This is a genomic window from Rhizobium sp. ZK1, assembly GCF_047782645.1.
Taxonomy (GTDB): Bacteria; Pseudomonadota; Alphaproteobacteria; order Rhizobiales; family Rhizobiaceae; genus Rhizobium.
Genome location: NZ_CP180586.1, coordinates 4195001 through 4212046 on the forward strand (window position 1 = coordinate 4195001; position 17046 = coordinate 4212046).

Annotated in this window: 11 protein-coding genes, 1 tRNA gene and 2 rRNA genes (1 of these 14 running past the window's edge); 8 read left to right on the forward strand and 6 right to left on the reverse strand. The window is 57.3% G+C overall.

Annotated features, from left to right (window positions below; genetic code table 11):
• The 7 genes from ACK9YZ_RS21095 to ACK9YZ_RS21125 form a co-directional block, all read left to right on the forward strand.
• Positions 1 to 1682, forward strand: a 23S ribosomal RNA gene (locus ACK9YZ_RS21095) (it extends 1205 nt beyond the left edge of the window).
• A 252-nt stretch (positions 1683 to 1934) separates the two neighbouring features.
• A 5S ribosomal RNA gene (gene rrf / locus ACK9YZ_RS21100) occupies positions 1935 to 2049 on the forward strand.
• Positions 2050 to 2488: 439 nt separating this feature from the next.
• Positions 2489 to 2565 (forward strand) — tRNA-Met (locus ACK9YZ_RS21105).
• A gap of 168 nt (positions 2566 to 2733) precedes the next feature.
• Positions 2734 to 3219 carry a DUF305 domain-containing protein gene (locus ACK9YZ_RS21110; RefSeq protein ID WP_216756444.1) on the forward strand — a complete coding sequence of 162 codons (486 nt, stop codon included), beginning with the start codon at positions 2734 to 2736 and terminating at the stop codon, positions 3217 to 3219.
• 12 nt (positions 3220 to 3231) lie between these two features.
• On the forward strand, positions 3232 to 4689 hold the full coding sequence (locus ACK9YZ_RS21115; RefSeq protein ID WP_416065058.1) for a YncE family protein: 1458 nt from the start codon (positions 3232 to 3234) through the stop codon (positions 4687 to 4689).
• Between the two features lie 62 nt (positions 4690 to 4751).
• Complete coding sequence (locus tag ACK9YZ_RS21120) at positions 4752 to 5279, forward strand: RNA polymerase sigma factor (protein ID WP_216756446.1); 528 nt, start codon at positions 4752 to 4754, stop codon at positions 5277 to 5279.
• On the forward strand, positions 5276 to 6052 hold the full coding sequence (locus ACK9YZ_RS21125; RefSeq protein WP_416065059.1) for an anti-sigma factor family protein: 777 nt from the start codon (positions 5276 to 5278) through the stop codon (positions 6050 to 6052). The genes ACK9YZ_RS21120 and ACK9YZ_RS21125 overlap by 4 nt, the downstream gene beginning before the upstream one ends.
• A gap of 93 nt (positions 6053 to 6145) precedes the next feature.
• Here ACK9YZ_RS21125 and ACK9YZ_RS21130 read toward each other — a convergent pair whose 3' ends face one another.
• The 6 genes from ACK9YZ_RS21130 to ACK9YZ_RS21155 all read right to left on the reverse strand — a co-directional run bounded on the left by ACK9YZ_RS21130 (position 6146) and on the right by ACK9YZ_RS21155 (position 15338).
• Positions 6146 to 7792 carry a GNAT family N-acetyltransferase gene (locus tag ACK9YZ_RS21130; RefSeq protein WP_416065060.1) on the reverse strand — a complete coding sequence of 549 codons (1647 nt, stop codon included), beginning with the start codon at positions 7790 to 7792 and terminating at the stop codon, positions 6146 to 6148.
• A gap of 136 nt (positions 7793 to 7928) precedes the next feature.
• Positions 7929 to 8417 carry a hypothetical protein gene (locus ACK9YZ_RS21135; protein WP_216756449.1) on the reverse strand — a complete coding sequence of 163 codons (489 nt, stop codon included), beginning with the start codon at positions 8415 to 8417 and terminating at the stop codon, positions 7929 to 7931.
• 80 nt (positions 8418 to 8497) lie between these two features.
• Entirely contained in the window at positions 8498 to 9847 is a 1350-nt protein-coding gene (locus ACK9YZ_RS21140) for an HlyD family type I secretion periplasmic adaptor subunit (protein ID WP_216756450.1), read from the reverse strand.
• 5 nt (positions 9848 to 9852) lie between these two features.
• Positions 9853 to 12126 carry a type I secretion system permease/ATPase gene (locus ACK9YZ_RS21145; protein ID WP_416065061.1) on the reverse strand — a complete coding sequence of 758 codons (2274 nt, stop codon included), beginning with the start codon at positions 12124 to 12126 and terminating at the stop codon, positions 9853 to 9855.
• 25 nt (positions 12127 to 12151) lie between these two features.
• Positions 12152 to 14218 (reverse strand): hypothetical protein, encoded by a 2067-nt coding sequence (locus tag ACK9YZ_RS21150; protein ID WP_416065062.1) that lies wholly within the window; start codon positions 14216 to 14218, stop codon positions 12152 to 12154.
• Between the two features lie 136 nt (positions 14219 to 14354).
• Positions 14355 to 15338, reverse strand: a complete 984-nt coding sequence (locus tag ACK9YZ_RS21155; protein WP_416065063.1) for a fibrinogen-binding protein — start codon at positions 15336 to 15338, stop codon at positions 14355 to 14357.
• Positions 15339 to 16207: 869 nt separating this feature from the next.
• Here ACK9YZ_RS21155 and ACK9YZ_RS21160 point away from each other — a divergent pair.
• Positions 16208 to 16990, forward strand: coding sequence for a helix-turn-helix transcriptional regulator (locus ACK9YZ_RS21160; RefSeq protein WP_416065064.1), 783 nt, complete (start codon positions 16208 to 16210; stop codon positions 16988 to 16990).
• Positions 16991 to 17046 lie beyond the last annotated feature (56 nt).

The following is a 17046-nucleotide window of genomic DNA, read 5'->3' on the forward strand; positions in this document are numbered from 1 at the left end:
ATTTAAAGAAAGCGTAACAGCTCACTGGTCTAAATAAGGGTCTTTGCGCCGAAAATGTAACGGGGCTGAAGCCATGCACCGAAGCTGAGGATTCCTCTTTGAGGAGTGGTAGCGGAGCGTTCCGTAAGCTGATGAAGGGAGACCCGTGAGGGCTCCTGGAGGTATCGGAAGTGCGAATGTTGACATGAGTAACGATAAAGAGGGTGAGAGACCCTCTCGCCGAAAGACCAAGGGTTCCTGCTTAAAGTTAATCTGAGCAGGGTTAGCCGGCCCCTAAGACGAGGCGGACACGCGTAGTCGATGGGAACCACGTTAATATTCGTGGGCCTGGTGGAAGTGACGGATCGCACAAGTTGTTCATTCTGATTGGATTGGATGGGCAGCGGAGCGGTTCCAGGAAATAGCTCCACCGTATAGACCGTACCCGAAACCGACACAGGTGGTCAGGTAGAGTATACCAAGGCGCTTGAGAGAACTATGTTGAAGGAACTCGGCAAATTGCACGCGTAACTTCGGAAGAAGCGTGACCCCATTTTACGCAAGTATGATGGGGTGGCACAGACCAGGGGGTAGCGACTGTTTATCAAAAACACAGGGCTCTGCGAAGTCGCAAGACGACGTATAGGGTCTGACGCCTGCCCGGTGCTGGAAGGTTAAGAGGAGAGGTGCAAGCTTTGAATCGAAGCCCCAGTAAACGGCGGCCGTAACTATAACGGTCCTAAGGTAGCGAAATTCCTTGTCGGGTAAGTTCCGACCTGCACGAATGGCGTAACGACTTCCCCGCTGTCTCCAACATAGACTCAGTGAAATTGAATTCCCCGTGAAGATGCGGGGTTCCTGCGGTCAGACGGAAAGACCCCGTGCACCTTTACTATAGCTTTACACTGGCATTCGTGTCGGCATGTGTAGGATAGGTGGTAGGCTTTGAAGCAGGGACGCCAGTTTCTGTGGAGCCATCCTTGAAATACCACCCTTATCGTCATGGATGTCTAACCGCGGCCCGTTATCCGGGTCCGGGACAGTGTATGGTGGGTAGTTTGACTGGGGCGGTCGCCTCCGAAAGAGTAACGGAGGCGCGCGATGGTGGGCTCAGACCGGTCGGAAATCGGTCGTCGAGTGCAATGGCATAAGCCCGCCTGACTGCGAGACTGACAAGTCGAGCAGAGACGAAAGTCGGTCATAGTGATCCGGTGGTCCCGCGTGGAAGGGCCATCGCTCAACGGATAAAAGGTACGCCGGGGATAACAGGCTGATGACCCCCAAGAGTCCATATCGACGGGGTTGTTTGGCACCTCGATGTCGGCTCATCGCATCCTGGGGCTGGAGCAGGTCCCAAGGGTTTGGCTGTTCGCCAATTAAAGCGGTACGTGAGCTGGGTTCAGAACGTCGTGAGACAGTTCGGTCCCTATCTGCCGTGGGTGTAGGAATATTGACAGGATCTGTCCCTAGTACGAGAGGACCGGGATGGACATATCTCTGGTGGACCTGTTGTCCTGCCAAGGGCATAGCAGGGTAGCTATATATGGACGGGATAACCGCTGAAGGCATCTAAGCGGGAAACCCACCTGGAAACGAGTGTTCCCTATCAGAGCCGTGGAAGACGACCACGTTGATAGGCCGGGTGTGGAAGTGCGGCAACGCATGAAGCTTACCGGTACTAATAGCTCGATTGGCTTGATCGTTCTCATTGACTATGCTCATCGCCCGGCGAATGCACCGCATTCGCCCGGTAGTTCGATGAGCCTGACCTTCTGTCCTCACGCGCCATAGGCGCTGCGGACGGCGCGCCGGACAACCGGCGACGCGCTTTGCGCTTGCGGAGCTTTGCTCCGACGGTGCCTCGCGAAAGGTAAGACGTGTTCAAAACCAATCACTGACGACTACTTATTAGTCGCTCAGTGAACCAGCTTCTCACACAAGTTGCGCTTCGCTGACCTGGTGGTTATGGCGGGGTGGCTGCACCCGTTCCCTTTCCGAACACGGCCGTGAAACGCCCCAGCGCCTATGGTACTTCGTCTTAAGACGCGGGAGAGTCGGTCGCTGCCAGGTCTGCTAAACGCAACTCGTGAAAACGCATGTGCCCGAAGCTGAACAAGCTTCGGAAAGCGACATGCGCAAAATCGACAACAATCTTCTCTGAACGAAACCAACGGCCCAAAGCCGATACAAAGGGCCGCTCACAAAGCGGCCTTTCGTCTTTAGCGCCCTATATCATGAACACGAGACAAATTGCTTCGCAATTTGCTCGGCAACAATCCGCAAAGCGCAAGCGCTTTGCGTAGCCGCGACAAATCCTACGGATTTGCGCAATCGGTCTTTTGCCAACAGGCAAAAGACCTGGACGGACGACACAAGTGTCGCCTGGATAACGCGGGGTGGAGCAGCCCGTTCGGCCTAAGATCGATCCACCGGATCGATCTCTTAACGGCCTCACCTCGTCAGGCTACGCCTGACATCGCTCCCGGGCACAACGTCCGGAATGAAATATCGCGGGGTGGAGCAGCCCGGTAGCTCGTCAGGCTCATAACCTGAAGGCCGCAGGTTCAAATCCTGCCCCCGCAACCAAGCTTTCCATGCGATCCCAAAGAGTCCCCACCGCGGGGCTTTTTGCGTTTCTGGGCTTCACCGCTGGCTGCCTGTCACAGGCCCTCGGAAAAATCGCAGCCAGACGGAATAAGTCGGCAGCTCTGTTGTCTACGTTCGTGAAACCGCTCTGCACAACAAGGAGCCCGCATGAACGTCTTTCCTCGAAAAAGATTCCTTCCGCTGTCAGCGTCGATCTTCGTGATCCTGTCCGTTTCCGCGTTGGCCGACGATTCGGCATCGCATCAACACATCACCTCCGCGGTGACCGACGAGACGCCGTTCCTGGCGGAAAACGATGCCGCCATGACGAAGATGATGAACGACATGGCGGTCAGGCCGACAGGTGACGTCAGCAGGGATTTCGTCGAGATGATGATCCCCCATCATCAGGGCGCGATCGATATGGCGCAGGCCTATCTGCGTTATGGCAGCAATGAGCAGCTCAAGCGCATTGCCCAGGAAATCATCGTCGATCAGCAGCAGGAAATCGCCGCGATGCGGCTGGCTCTCGGCGATCCGCTTCCGCCTTCGGAGCCGGCGCCGACACAAGTTTCCCCGCAGAACTCCGTCTCGTCCGGCGTCGGCATGTCGATGACGCCAACGATGGATCCGAACATGAGAATGGGTAACTGAAAGGACCCCGTCATGAAGTCTAGCTTTCTCGCCCTCAGCCTGTTTGCCGGCGCCATGCTGGCACCTTTAACAAGCTCTGCCGGCCAGGCGCCGGGTTCCGCCTCCGATCCGGATATCCCCGTCAGCAGCAAGGATCGCGTCTATGCGGCCGAACAATTCTCCAACACGGTGTCGGTCACCGATCCATCCACCAATAAACTGCTCGGCGTCATCCGTCTCGGGGATCCGCAACCCGGCAATCTGAGCCCGCTCTATCGGGGGCAGGTCCTGGTTCACGGTATGGGCTTTTCGCCTGATCACAAAACACTGGCTGTCGTTTCGATCGGCTCGAATTCGGTGACTTTCATCGACACAGCAACCAATGCCGTAAGGCATACCACCTATGTAGGCCGCTCGCCGCATGAAGCATTCTTTACGCCCGATGGCAACGAAGTCTGGGTCACGGTTCGCGGCGAGGATTACATTTCCGTCATCGATGCGCATACCTATGAAGAGAAGCTGCAGATCAAGGTGCCGGCCGGCCCGGGCATGCAGATTTTCTCACCGGATGGCAAATACGGCTACATCTGCTCCTCGTTCAACCCCGAGACCGTTGTCGTTTCCGTCGCCGATCACCAGATCGTCGGTCACATCAAGCAGGAAAGTCCCTTCTGCCCGAACATTGCGGCGACGCCTGATGGCAGGCAAGTCTGGCTCACTCTGAAGGATATCGGCAAGACGCAGGTCTTCGACGCGAAGGCACCCTTTGATCTCATCAAGACGATCGATACCGGGCCGATTACCAATCACGTCAACATCGTGCACAACGCCAATGGCGACTTTGCCTATGTCACCGTTGGTGGCCTCAACCAAGTGAAGGTATACCGCACGGACAATTTCGAACAGGTCGCAACGATATCAGTCGGCAATCTTCCGCACGGCGTCTGGCCGTCCGGCGATGGCACGCGCGTCTATGTAGGCCTCGAAAACGCCGATGCGCTCGCAGCGATCGACACGCTGACGAACAAGGTGATCGCCACGATACCGATCGGCCAGGCGCCGCAGGCCGTCAACTATGTCCCCAACGCAGTCCCCGAGGGCGATGGCATGCAGAACCTCCAACCGCTCGGCGTTGCCGGCCAGGCGGCGCATCTTGCCCTGCGCGCGCTCAAGGCAAAGCAGGGTGGTGTTGCTCCGACCAGTATCTCTCTCTTCGATCAGGGCCTGTCGCAAGTGCTGCAGGCATCGGTGACGGGGCTGGAGCCCAGGAAGCCTTACATTCTTGCGCTCTCCACGCGGGCTGATGGTTCGGGCGATCTTCAGCCGCTGGCTTCGTTCATGACGAACCCGGCCGGTTCGGCGATCGTCAACGCCGTCGGTCCCATCCGGCAGATCGTCCAGAGCAACGAGAAGGCCGAGCGCCGCTATCTTGTTGTCGCCGCAACGGACGAAAAGGGACCCGGTGAAGTCGTCCAGATCGAAGCGAAGTAAATCCCTTCCGCCCGCTGCCTGTGATAGGGTGGCGGGCGAAAGCTCCTGAAGGTAAGCCTCTCATGGGTGACATTCTGCAGCTTGTCGAACCGATGATACCGGCGCTCCGCCGCTATGCCCGCGGATTGCTGAAAGATGCGACGGCGGCAGACGATCTCGTCCAGGATTGTCTGGAGCGGGTTATCGCTCATTGGCACCATCGACGAAACGACGATCCGCGCACCTGGGTCTTCGCGATTCTTCATAATCTGGCTGTCAACCGGTTGAAACAGATGTCGCGTCGTGGCGAGCATCTGCCCTTTGAAAAGCTGGACGAAAGTGCCTTTGCCAGGCAGCCGACGCAGGAAGATAATCTGATGCGCCGCGATATAATTCAGGCGCTGGAGCAGCTTCCGGAAGAGCAGCGCAGCGTCCTGCTGCTGGTATCCGTTGAGGATCTGTCCTATTCGCAGACAGCGGCAGTCCTGGCGATCCCGATCGGCACCGTCATGTCGCGCCTGTCGCGGGCGCGCGAGCGGCTGCGGCAGATATTGGAGAATCCGGGGCAGACGGCACAGGGGCCAGTCTCCCATCTTCGGAGAGTAAAATGAGCGTAAAACCGATCACCGAGGATGATCTTCACGGTTTTGTGGACGGTGCGCTCGACGAGACGCGAGAAGTCGAGGTTTCGGTCTATCTCGAAACCCATCCCGAAATCGCCGCGCGAATCGACAGCTACGGCAGACAGCGGCTCGATTTAAGGGCCGTACTCAACCCCGTGGCAGAAGAACCGGTTCCAAGCCGCCTGAACCTGAGCCATCTGGTGGAGATGCGTAAGCAAAGCCGGCCACCCTTCTGGCGCATGGCCGCCGCTGCCGTCGTTCTTCTCGCCGCCGGCGGTTCGGGCGGCTGGATGCTGCATGGCATGTATAGGCAATCGAGTGAGGGCATGGTGGCGCTGGCCGATGAGGCAGTGGACAGCTTCGCGACCTATGCGCCCGACAGGACAAGACCCGTCGAGCTTCGCGCCGACAATACGGCCGAGCTCGTCGACTGGGCGACCGAGCGCATGGGCCGCAAACCGGTGCTGCCGGATCTTTCCAAGTCGGGCTATCGCCTGATGGGCGGCCGAATGATTTCGACATCACATGGCGCTGGGCTGATGCTGATGTATGACGATGACAGCGGCACACGTCTTGTCATGCTGACACGCCCGATGGTCGCCGATCAGAACAAACCCATGGCACCGCATGCGCAGGGCAAAGTCGAGGGGTGGAGCTGGGCATCCGGCGGCATGGGCTACAGCCTCGTCGGCGCCCTGCCGGCCGATACCTTGCATCCGTTAGCCGACGATATCAGACATCAGACCGAAACCGGTGCCTGAGTTCTGTCATGCCTGAAGCAGATCGCGAGAAAGTGCGCAGCGGTTGTCTAATCGCGTTTGGTTTTGCGATAACGACATGTGTCAAACAAAGACTTAGTGCATGCGTGGGCGGCGTTTCTCGCCGCCGCGCTTTAGAGGCAATCCCATCATGCCTTCGGGTATCTGTTCATCGGCTGCCGACGCTGCATTATGCAGGCGTAGACGCTCGAGCGCCATGCGAGCAAGCTGGGCATAGGGGATGGCGGCCGGATCGTCAGTGTGGATATCCTGGATCGCGGTCAGAACTGTCTCGGCTTCGGCGAGGCGGCGTGCGGCGATAAGGGCGACACCCTCCTTGTAACGGGCCTGCGCCACATGGGGCGCCTGGTCGCCGATGCGGCGGAAGGTCACGACTGCATTCTCATAAAGTTTCAGCGCCAGTTGTGTATCTCCAAGGCGAAGTGCAATCGGCAGCGGCTCGGCGGTGCGCTCCAGCAATGCCTGATAGGCGGTAAGGGCTTCGGTCAGCTTTCCCCGGTCGAAGAGCAGGTTGGCAAGGCCGAATTCGGCGCCGACATGACCCGGCGAGGATTGCAGGATCTGCGTGAAGACCGTTTCCGCTTTTGCCTTTTCGCCGTTTCGATACATTTCGAGCGCCCGCTCATAAACATATTTGACGCTGCGCGGATGCAGCACGCCGCCCAGATTGCGCCCGTCGCGTGTCCGGAAAAGTGTATAGCTGATCCGCCGCTCGTCAGCGCCGAAGACATATTTGTAGGGTTCGTTTCCGCGCAGGAAATCATAGAACTTGAAGCCGTCCTTGATCGCTCGGCGAATGCAATATCCATGCAGAACGAGGCCTGGAGACGGTGTCTTCCAGTTCTCGTCCCGGCCGGTTATATAGAAGAGGATCGTCTTTTTGGGCCGATCTACCATGTTGGCGAGAGCGCCGAGCGGCTGTTCGCGGAACCAGAAGACCGGGACATCGAGCGTGCCGCTCCTGAAGCAGTCCATCAGCATGTCACGCGTGGAATTGATCAGCCGCTCCGTCCGCTCCGGCCCTTTGCGCTTCGTCCATCGCGTGCGCCAGAAATCGAAGAGAATGGTGAGGTCCCGGTCAATAGTCTCGGGCGTTGCCATGGTCATCCGGTAGCCCTCATCGCCATCGAGCTTGCGCAGGAAGCGGCGCAGCTTCTGGCGTGTCTGGCTGCCCATCTTGCCGTCCAGATAGTCGTCCCAGCTTGCAGGCAGCGAGACGACCGGGCAGATCGTATTGTCGATATTGTCATGGCTGCTCGGCGCGTTGTCGCGAAACATGACGAGCGGCCCCTGCAGCGCCAGGATCATCTTCTCCCGCCGTTCCGGTGGCCCGCTGAAATGCTCCAGCCTGAGATGCGTCCAGTTCTGCTGTTTGAGGTAAGCGGCGAAGCCGGCGATAGCTTTTTGCTCGTAACCCGGCATGACGATGAGGCCTGTATAATCGGCCGAATAATTCCCGCCCATGACGATTTCATCGTAGAAAAGCCCGCTCTGCTCATCGAGTTTTGTGAGCAACCTCAGTGGCAAAAAGGCGACATAGGGAGCATCCGTCTCCCGCTGGCGCAGTGCGAGGACGAACCACCGGCCGCGGTGCCGCAGAAAGTCTCTCAGCCATGTCCAGGAAAGGAAATGTTGGGCGTCCGGATCGTCTCGATAGACTTGATCCCAGTTGTCGCGAACGGCGTCAAAACCGGCGACGGTATCAATGACATCGATGCGCATGCCCCCTCCCAATACGCCATACCTAATTCGGGAGATTCCAGTCTAATGAGAAACATGGATCTTCAAATAAACCGTCCGGGTGATTCCTTGAGACGAAATGGGATTAGCCCAAGGCAGCCGCTTTAGACAGGCAATGTTAGAGCGCTACAATGCGTGGGCTGGCATGGATGAAGGCCCACAGCGCCTTGCTGATATTGACGATCTCGGCAATCGATTTCTCCAGAAGCTCCATCTCTCGGTCATCCATCTGTTCGATCTTGCCGTAGCGGATTTCCTTGTCGTCCTCGACGAGGCGCATGAGTTGCGTGCTGGAGATTTCGCCCTTCTCGTCGAAGGAATAGATGCAGTGATTGTATTTGTTGCGCATCTTCGATTCCTTCTTCAGCCTGGACATGGCAGACAGAACCGCCTTGCGATCCGTGGCAGGCGTCGAAGAGAGCTTTGCGAGGCGCTCGACGAGATCTATGCGGGCGCGCGTCGTGTTGAGTGTCAGGAAGACCACGATCGCCGCCTCCTTCTCCACATTGAGAAGATGGGCGATAATATAGATCAGCAGGCTTTCTGTATTCGTCCAGACATAGTTTAACCGGCCAACACTCAATAAGACATCTGACATAGCCGGCATGCTAAAATCCCTCGGCTGAACGCTTATTATACATAGATCATATCAGATCATTTCTCTAAGTGCTTCGACCATTTGTACGCTTAACGCTCCTTGAATGCGCGTGACATGCTGTCGGCGATCGGCTTGCTCAGATATTCGAAGAAGGTGCGCTCCGAGGTCTGGAGCAGTACCTCCGCCGGCATGCCGGGAACCGGATGGAAGTTGTGAACGCGGGCAATTTCCGAGTCCGGGATCTGTACGCGCACGATGTACACGTCCTTCACGGACATGCCGGCATTTTCCTCAATGGAGTCGGCCGAAACATAGAAGACCTTGCCTTCCAGAACCGGCGTAGTGCGCCTGTTGAGGGCGGTCAGGCGGATTGCCGCCGTCTGCCCTTCGTGAAGCTGATCGATGGAGGTACGCAATACCTGCGCCTCCAGGATCAGCGGCACATGGGCCGGCAGGATTTCCATGATCGGTTTTCCGGTGGTGATGACGCCGCCGGCGGTGTGGTAGTAGGAGCGCACAACCGTACCAGTCACCGGCGAACGGATGACCGTACGCTCCAGAACGCCGGCAGCTTCGTGCAGCTGTTGACGCACGCTGTCGAGGTCGGATTCGGCGGTCTCCAGCGCGTCAAGCGCTGCCTGCTTGTTGGAGTTGACAGCGATGACCGCTTCCTGACGGAATTTGGCGATTTCCGCCTCGCTCTCGTTGAGCTCTCCGTTCAGGCGCGAAATATCGCCCATCGCATCGGCAATGGCGCGCTCGATGGCCAGAAGGTCGGTCTTGCGCATATAGCCGACCTTGACGAGCCGTGCCTTGGAATCCCGCTCGTCCGAGAGCAGCGCCAGTTGCCGTTCGAAGGACTCGCGCTGGCCCTTGTAGCCTTCGAAGCGGTATTCCAGCGATTTGATGTTCTTCTCGATGAGGTTGAGCTGCTCCTCGAGCTTGACCTGCTTGCTGTGGAAGACGACGTTTTGGCTCTGGATGATGGCGTTGATATCGGGGTCGCTCGCCTTTGCCATGACGATGTCAGGAAGCTTGAACTCACGCGATCCCTGTGCTTCGGCCCTGAGGCGTCCAACAACTGCCTCCAGACGCAGCCGCCTCAGCGTCAGCATTCGCTCGTTGGTCAAGGCGGCTGTTTGGTCGAGAGTCACCAGGACGTCGCCCTCCTTGACGATTTCACCTTCGCTGACGAGCATTTCCTTGATGATACCGCCTTCAAGGTGCTGGACGACCTTGTTGTTGCCGGTCGCCACGAAGCTGCCCTGGGCGATGATGGCGGAGGCAAGTGGCGCGGTTGCCCCCCAGTATCCGAAACCGCCGAACGAGCAGAAAAGGACCGTCAGGCCGACAAAGCTGTGCAAACGGATGGAGCGCGGCACGTCGCCATACCATTCGAGCTGCACCGGGCCGGTGGATTCCTGCTTCTTATTTCCCATGGCCGTTACCCTTCGACACGCGGTGTCTGCTGGCCGTTGCGGCCATTGCCCTTGGAGAGTGCCTGCAGGACTTCCATGCGTTCGCCGAACATGGCGACGGTGCCGTCCTTGAGGACCATGATCTTGTCCACGCATTGCAGAAGTGCCGGGCGCTGCGTGATCGTAACTGTCGTGATGCCCTGTTTCTTGGCGTGGATCAGCGCCTTTGCGAGAGCCGCTTCACCCTGTGCGTCAAGGTTGGAGTTGGGCTCGTCGAGCACCACGAATTTGGGATCCCCGAAGAACGCGCGCGCCAGCGCGATGCGCTGCTTCTGGCCACCCGAAAGCGGCGCACCATCGGCGGCGACGACGGTCTCATAACCCTGTGGGAAGCCGGCGATCAGCTCGTGCACGTCGGCAAGGACGGCTGCCTCATAGATCTGCCGGTCTTCGATGTCATCGCGCATGCGGCAGATATTGGCCTTGATCGTTCCGGGGAAGAGCTGAACGTCCTGCGGCAGATAGCCGATGCTTTCGCCGAACTGTCGCTGGTCCCAGTTGCGCAGATCCATGAGGTCGAGGCGCACATTGCCTGAGGTCGGCAGGATTGAGCCTACCAGCATCTTGCCGAGCGTCGTCTTGCCGGAACCGGAATTGCCGATGATCGCCAGCGATTCGCCTTTCCTCAGGGAGAAGGAGATGCCGTTCAGGATCACCTTCTTCTGTGGCGGCGGAACGAAGAGGATACGCTCCACATCGAGCCGACCTTCCGGATTGGGGAGGCGCAGGCGCGGGAAGTTGAGCGGCGAGGTGAGCAGCAGGTTCTTGATACGGCCATAGGCGGCAGCCGATCGGTTGAACTGGTGCCAGCCTTCGATTGCCCCTTCGATCGGCGCCAGCGCACGGCCGGAAATGATCGAAGCTGCAATGACCATGCCGCCGGTCAACTCTCCTGACAGCGACAGATGCGCGCCCCAGCCGAGAAGTCCGACCTGCGTGATCATACGGCAAGCCTTGGAAACGCCGGTGAAGATGATGTTTCGATCCTGCGCTTCGACGTGGGATTTCAGCGAGCCGGCGGTTTCCCGGCCCCACATCTTCACCGCCTCGGGGATCATCGCGAGCGCGTTGATGATCTGCGAATTGCGCGACATGGAATCGAGGTGGAAATTCGCGCGGCTGAGATAGCTGTTGGATTCGGCGAACTGTTTTGCCGTGAATTTCTGGTTCAGGTAGGCGATCAGGAACAGCACGGCGCAGCAGACCATGATGATGATGCCGAGATGCGGATGCACCAGATAGACGACGATCACGAAGAGCGGCATCAGCGGCGCATCGAGGAAGGCAATCAGCGTTCCTGACGTCAGGAAGCTGCGCAGAAGCTGAAGGTCCTGCAGGATCTGGTAATCCTTGCCGTTTCCATGCAGCGAGGCGCGGGCGGCCGCACTGAGGATCGGCGCGCCCAACTGGACTTCCAGTTCCACGGCAGTCCGCATCAGGATGAAGCGCCGGACGGAGTCCAGGAAAGCCTGTATGAGGACGGCTCCCAACACCACGATCGAAAGCATCACCAATGTGTCGATGGAACGGCTTGTCAGCACGCGGTCGGAAATCTGGAAGAGGTAGAGCGGTATCGCCAGCAGGAGCACGTTGATGGCGACGGTGAAGACCATCACGATTGCCAGGTTGCGCCTGATGACCGCGATGCCGCGCGCAAGGCTCAAGGCGAAATTTACCGGCTCGCTGCGTTTGTGGAAACCGTTGTTTCCGCCGCCGCCACTACCACCACCGCCGCCGAAATCCGGGTTCTTGCCGCCCCCGCCGCTGCCGGCACGCAGCCGGCGCTCATTTTCTTTCACCGGCCCAGTGTTGCCATCGATCGTCTTGGCGAAGGGAATATCCGGCTTGGCCTTGAACTCGTCGGTTTCACCGGGTGCACGCCGCGCCTCGATACCGGACGTTGCCCGCAGTTCTTCAGCCGGCTGCGGCTTTGTTTCCCGCCCTACGGCATGGACGGATATGTCGTCGCCGGAAAGCCGCCTCTCAGATCGTTCGGTCGGCATCACGGCTTGCACTTCATCCACTTTCTCTTCGGCAAAAGTCTCGCCAACCTCGACTTCATGGAGGTAGGAAGGCGCCTCCTGAGTCAGCTTGCGAAGATGGTCCACTGCATCGTCGATCGCTGAAACGCAGGCCTTGGTCAGAAAATCCTGCGGATTTGCGGCTGTCGAGGATGGCTTGTCGCCACGCAGGTCGAGCGCGCTGCCATTGGCGAAAATCTGTTTTGAGATTTGATTCATCGCGGTCTCTCCCAGGATACGCAGGTCACGCGACCACGGCTTGCATTACATCTGAGGGCTGGGTGGAGGACCATGAAAGGTCATGCCCGCCGATGATGCCATCGCCGCTGTCCGCGCCTTGGGGGCTATCGTCATCGAGAAAGGCGATGACCTCATTGGCAAGTCTCTCGCCAACCGTCTCGGGCTGGGTGGCATCGTGTTCTATGATCCCGCCCTGAATGAGAATGGCGTCGGAATAGAGCTGACCAGCAACATAGGTGGTACCACCAAAGCTGTCATAATCGACGATTTCAGCGATATTGGCGACGGTATTGCTGCCCGTATCGATCGTGACTACGGCGTCCTGGTTGTTCTTCAGAAGCTCGGCTGCGGCCCGGGTCACATCGTCGGAATCTCCAAGCACCGCGACCTGCTTGATGATCGTCATGTCGAAGAGATTGCCGGTGATGTAGAGAACATTCAGGCCGATATAGCCCTGGAAATTGGGATCGAAGGACAAGCCCTCGGGCATTGTCGGATCACGTTCCTGAATCCCCCTCTCCGCCTCGTGCATATAGTCGGGCATGGTCTCGAAACGATCATTGGCGCCGACATTATGGATCGCCGCAAGATTCCAGATGAGATTGTTGCCGGACTGGACAGTGGCACCATCGTCTACGTCGTCCTCGGCGCGGACCCAGTCGTTGTCGTAGAGAAGCGAAATCTGCGTGATGCTGTTGATATCGTAGACATTTCCGCCGACGATCACCAGATCGTACTGCAGCCCCATTTGGAAGAAGGACGAAAAATTCAGCGTCGTATTGCCGCCCGTCAGAACCGTCGTTTCCGAGCCGCTCGTCATGACGGTCATGTTGTCGTTGTCGCTGACGAAATGATACTGTTCGATCCAGTTTACAAAGGAGACGTCGCCCTCGATGACGCTGACCCGCCAGGCGTTCGGAAAGATGGGATCGCCGTCTGCATCGACCGCCGGTTGCGGCTGGTCGTGTTGGAAAGTGCTGCGTTCGAAGCCTGCAATATTGTAGGCGGCGACACCGGCACTCTCGGCCGCATCGGCTGAGGGATGGAATACCGAGGCGATGTCATCATTGTCGCTGTAGGCATAGACTTGGGTGATAGCGTCGATCTGGTGGTGGTCGCCCATGACGGCCGTCACGGAAGAGATCACCGTGGTGTTGATGACGGAAACGATGTTCGCGACGAGATTAGCGCCCGCGGTAACCTCCAGGCTGCTTGAGGCAGGATCGTGCTGCTCAACAGATGTCTGGGTTTCGTCGGGTGCTTCCGGTAGTTTGGCCAGCCCCCGGTCCGGCAGCAGATCAACCAGCGCCGGGACCTCGGAAACGAGCTTGCTGTTCATATAGGTTCCGGTGATCTCGTCACTCGCCAGCACGAAATTATGTGCCTGATCATTGGAGTTATCTGCGGGACTGTCTGCCGGCGTTTCGCCCGCTCCGACCGACGTCTGGCCGGAATCCTTCACCGCCCGGATATAGGCCTCCATATCATCGGCGATTTGCTTGACACCCTCGAAGCTGTCTGTCCGTTGCAGGCTGGCAAAGGGAGTGAAGATTTCTGTCTGGGCGCTGAACTCGGCCAGCCGTTCGGTGACGAAGCTCGTATCGCGCGGGGCGTGGTTGCCATCCGTCATGTCGAGATAATCGTCGTCAAAAAGAACGTTGATCTGCGTGGCATATCCGACCGCCGATCCGGGACCATTGAAAACGTCCAGCTTTTCCTCGGTCTCGACATCAATGTCCTGCGGACTGCCGAACCTCGGCAAAGGCACGTCGCGATGGGCGATTTCGGAGAGCTTCTCGATGCTCTCCTCGAAGGGGCGGCCAAACCGGCGGCCCCCGCCATAGACGATCTCATAGCTGACGCTTCTGTAATTGACGTCGGGATCGTAGTCTTTGAGCATGAGATCGGAGGCGAAGGTGGGCGTGGCGGCGACCAGATCGTCAAGCGTCGGATCATTTTCGGCAGGGCCTGTACCCTCCGTCAGTTCCGCGCGCAGCCTCATCTCTTCGGTCGTCGTTTCGAATATGCCGATGAAATGGGCGATGATCTCTGAGAATTTCTCAATTTGCATTGCCTTGGCCCTCCCTATCGAAGAGACGACCGGCCGCGCGGGATCTTTCTGTTAGAGCCGCACTGTTCGTCAATTCGCACGCAAGCATTCAAACTGCACCGACCAAAGCCGGTGCAGTCTTTTCTTGGCTTGGAGGTTAGTTTCCGCTGGTATCTTCGCCGACATCGGAGACATGCGAGTTGCCGCCAATGACGCTGGAGTCCACAGCATTGCTGAGCATGTTCGCGCCCTGGACGAGTTCCAGATGGAAGCCCGAGTTGGCGAGGATTGCGGAAGCATCTGCCGTCGAAGTGCCTGCGACGTCGTCGCCGGTCTTGAGGTCCCAGCCCTTGCCGTCCATATCGACACCGTCAGCACCATGGGCAGTGCCGGCATCCGCACTCAGGTGGTTCTGAGCATCGCTGTTGTTCTGCGCGATGTTCCAGGCCTGATCCTGGTCTGCGAGGTGGTTTGCCTGGACAGTGCTGAACACGGAGTCGGCGCCTCCGCCGGACAGTGAACCGTTGAGGATATTGTCGATATTGAGGGTGAAGGAGAAGTCATCCCCGATGTCAAAGGTAAGATCATGGCCGGCAACGCCGAGGTTTCCGAAGTCCTTGACATCATCGATGACGGCAAAATCCGTATCCGTCTTGTTGAAGCTGTCACTGGTGTTGAGGCTGTCGGTGGTCGTCTTGGTGTCGGTATCCGTGATCGTCTTGATATCAGTTTCGATATCCGTCTTCGTGTCGTTGTCGCTAATCGTTGTCGTATCGTTATCGCTGTAAGACTTGGAATCGTAGCTCCAGTCGTAGTCCGACTTCGTGGTAGTGGTTGTGTCATTGTCGTTGATAGTGGTCGTCTTGGTGTTCGTGTCGTCGTCGGACTTGTAGGACCAGTCGTATTCGTTGTCGCGGTTGTCGCCGTTGTCGGTCTTCACGTCGACGTCAGCCTTGACGTTGATATCTGTGCTGTTGTCGGTGTTGTCGCGATTGCCGCCGTTAGCGATTCCGCCGACGTAACCCGTTGAATCGTCGTCGATTTCTGTCGAGTTAATGGCGCTGGAAAGGCCGTCGGCCAAGGCGCCCACCTTCACGGTGTCGTCGTCGGAGCCCTGACCGGGCTTCGGATCATAGGGCATTTCAGTTCCTCCAGGAAAAAAACCGGAGCAGCTTTCGAAATCCCTCTCATCTCAAATGGGATTTTGCTCGCGCTTGCTCCGAGCGTTAACATCGGCAGATGTACTCGATACCTTGTCACCTGCAGTTTCATCGCGATTTGTTGGCCAAATTCTGTATTGGGATCGTGCCTATTCAGTACAAAGACGCACAGATCCATTCCCGGACTCGATGTGAGCGCGAGCAATGCAGTCGAACTTCTTTTTGAGTCCCCTCGGAAGAAGACCAAGTATCAAAAACACATGCCGATACTTGATTTTCACGTCGCCGCTTTGGCAACCATCAGAGATTGATGGAAAAAAATGGGTCCCGATAGATATCAATTCGGGCTAAGGCATCTGAAGCCGGTTCATTACTCCAGCTAAGCCAGTGCCGGATCGCAGGCCCGGTGAAAGCCATGTGCGTATTCGGGACAGCGCCCCATACCTCGGAATCGGGCGGGTTCGACTGATTGGGATAATCCAAAGTTAAGCTCGAAAGGTTCTCCGTCTTATTTTGAAATATCGTCTGCCCATTACCGCTTTGCTTTCGTATGTCTCGAACTAATACATGGTGCTTTATACCGTGATCTAGTTGAAATACCGCCCACTAGTATGTTTCTTGTCTGAAATGCAACCATAAAGTGGCAAAAATAAATATAACTTCGTGGCAACTAACCCATTTGGGCCATTTCTTTCCTTTGAAATCCATATTACCATAATTAAGAAATGCCTAAAAGATAAGGCGGCTACATGCCTAGGGGCAATGTTCGTCGGCATGTAATACCCGCCATCGCGCCAATGGGAGTAGATGCTCCGAGTTTGAGTATAGTGTAGCGCTAGGGGAGGCGTATATGTTCATGGTTGGGTCGGAAGTAGGAGATTCGGATCAGGCAAGAAGACTGGGTCCGAATGGAGAGACAATTCTGGTAATCGCCAAGGCGGACTTGTTCTCCGAATGCATGGTTGAAGCACTGGCGAAGAAATTCCCGAATTTCGATGTCATAAGCATACAAAGCGCGCAGTCCATATCCGAGAAGGATATTCACGACATGCGGCTTGTCCTGTTCTATCATGTCGCCGGCGCCGAGTTGCACGATGCGATGCAGACCGTTCGAGAAAACCGTCCGGACGCATCCATCGGCCTTGTCGTTGAAGCCATCGACATGATGGAGCCCTATATCAGCCGCCTTGTCGAGGCGCGCGTCATCGATGGCGTCCTGCCGCTCAATCTGCGCCTGGACGTTTTCATGGCGGCAATCGATCTGCTGATGAAGGGTGGCGAGCATTTTCCGTCCGCGCTTCTTGGCCGTCTGTCCAACCGGGCAACGACACAGCTCGAACCCTCGTTGTATCAGACGAAGTCCGTCGACGCAGCGCGTGCCAATGCGCTGAAGCTTCGCCGTAACAGCATGGCGACTCTGACGACGCGCGAGGTGCAGATTCTCGACCTGATCTGCAAGGGTACGCAGAACAAGATCATCGCCGATAAGCTTCACCTGTCCGAAAACACGGTGAAGGTCCACGTTCGTAATATCTATAAGAAGATGAATGTGAGAAATCGCACGGAAGCGGCCTCACGTTTCTTCAACGACACTTCGGACGGCGGTGATATCTCTGGCAAGTGGCCGCACTAGTACTACAGTTGCGGTTTACCGGAAATCATGATTCACTTCCCGCATTTGGCGGGAGG

Coding starts and splice junctions, on each gene's coding strand:
- ACK9YZ_RS21130 (WP_416065060.1), bottom strand. CDS start 7,792: ATGCGCATCGATGTCATTGATACCGTCGCCGGTTTTGACGCCGTTCGC.
- ACK9YZ_RS21115 (WP_416065058.1), top strand. CDS start 3,232: ATGAAGTCTAGCTTTCTCGCCCTCAGCCTGTTTGCCGGCGCCATGCTG.
- ACK9YZ_RS21155 (WP_416065063.1), bottom strand. CDS start 15,338: ATGCCCTATGATCCGAAGCCCGGTCAGGGCTCCGACGACGACACCGTG.
- ACK9YZ_RS21150 (WP_416065062.1), bottom strand. CDS start 14,218: ATGCAAATTGAGAAATTCTCAGAGATCATCGCCCATTTCATCGGCATA.
- ACK9YZ_RS21110 (WP_216756444.1), top strand. CDS start 2,734: ATGAACGTCTTTCCTCGAAAAAGATTCCTTCCGCTGTCAGCGTCGATC.
- ACK9YZ_RS21125 (WP_416065059.1), top strand. CDS start 5,276: ATGAGCGTAAAACCGATCACCGAGGATGATCTTCACGGTTTTGTGGAC.
- ACK9YZ_RS21120 (WP_216756446.1), top strand. CDS start 4,752: ATGGGTGACATTCTGCAGCTTGTCGAACCGATGATACCGGCGCTCCGC.
- ACK9YZ_RS21160 (WP_416065064.1), top strand. CDS start 16,208: ATGTTCATGGTTGGGTCGGAAGTAGGAGATTCGGATCAGGCAAGAAGA.
- ACK9YZ_RS21135 (WP_216756449.1), bottom strand. CDS start 8,417: ATGCCGGCTATGTCAGATGTCTTATTGAGTGTTGGCCGGTTAAACTAT.
- ACK9YZ_RS21145 (WP_416065061.1), bottom strand. CDS start 12,126: ATGAATCAAATCTCAAAACAGATTTTCGCCAATGGCAGCGCGCTCGAC.
- ACK9YZ_RS21140 (WP_216756450.1), bottom strand. CDS start 9,847: ATGGGAAATAAGAAGCAGGAATCCACCGGCCCGGTGCAGCTCGAATGG.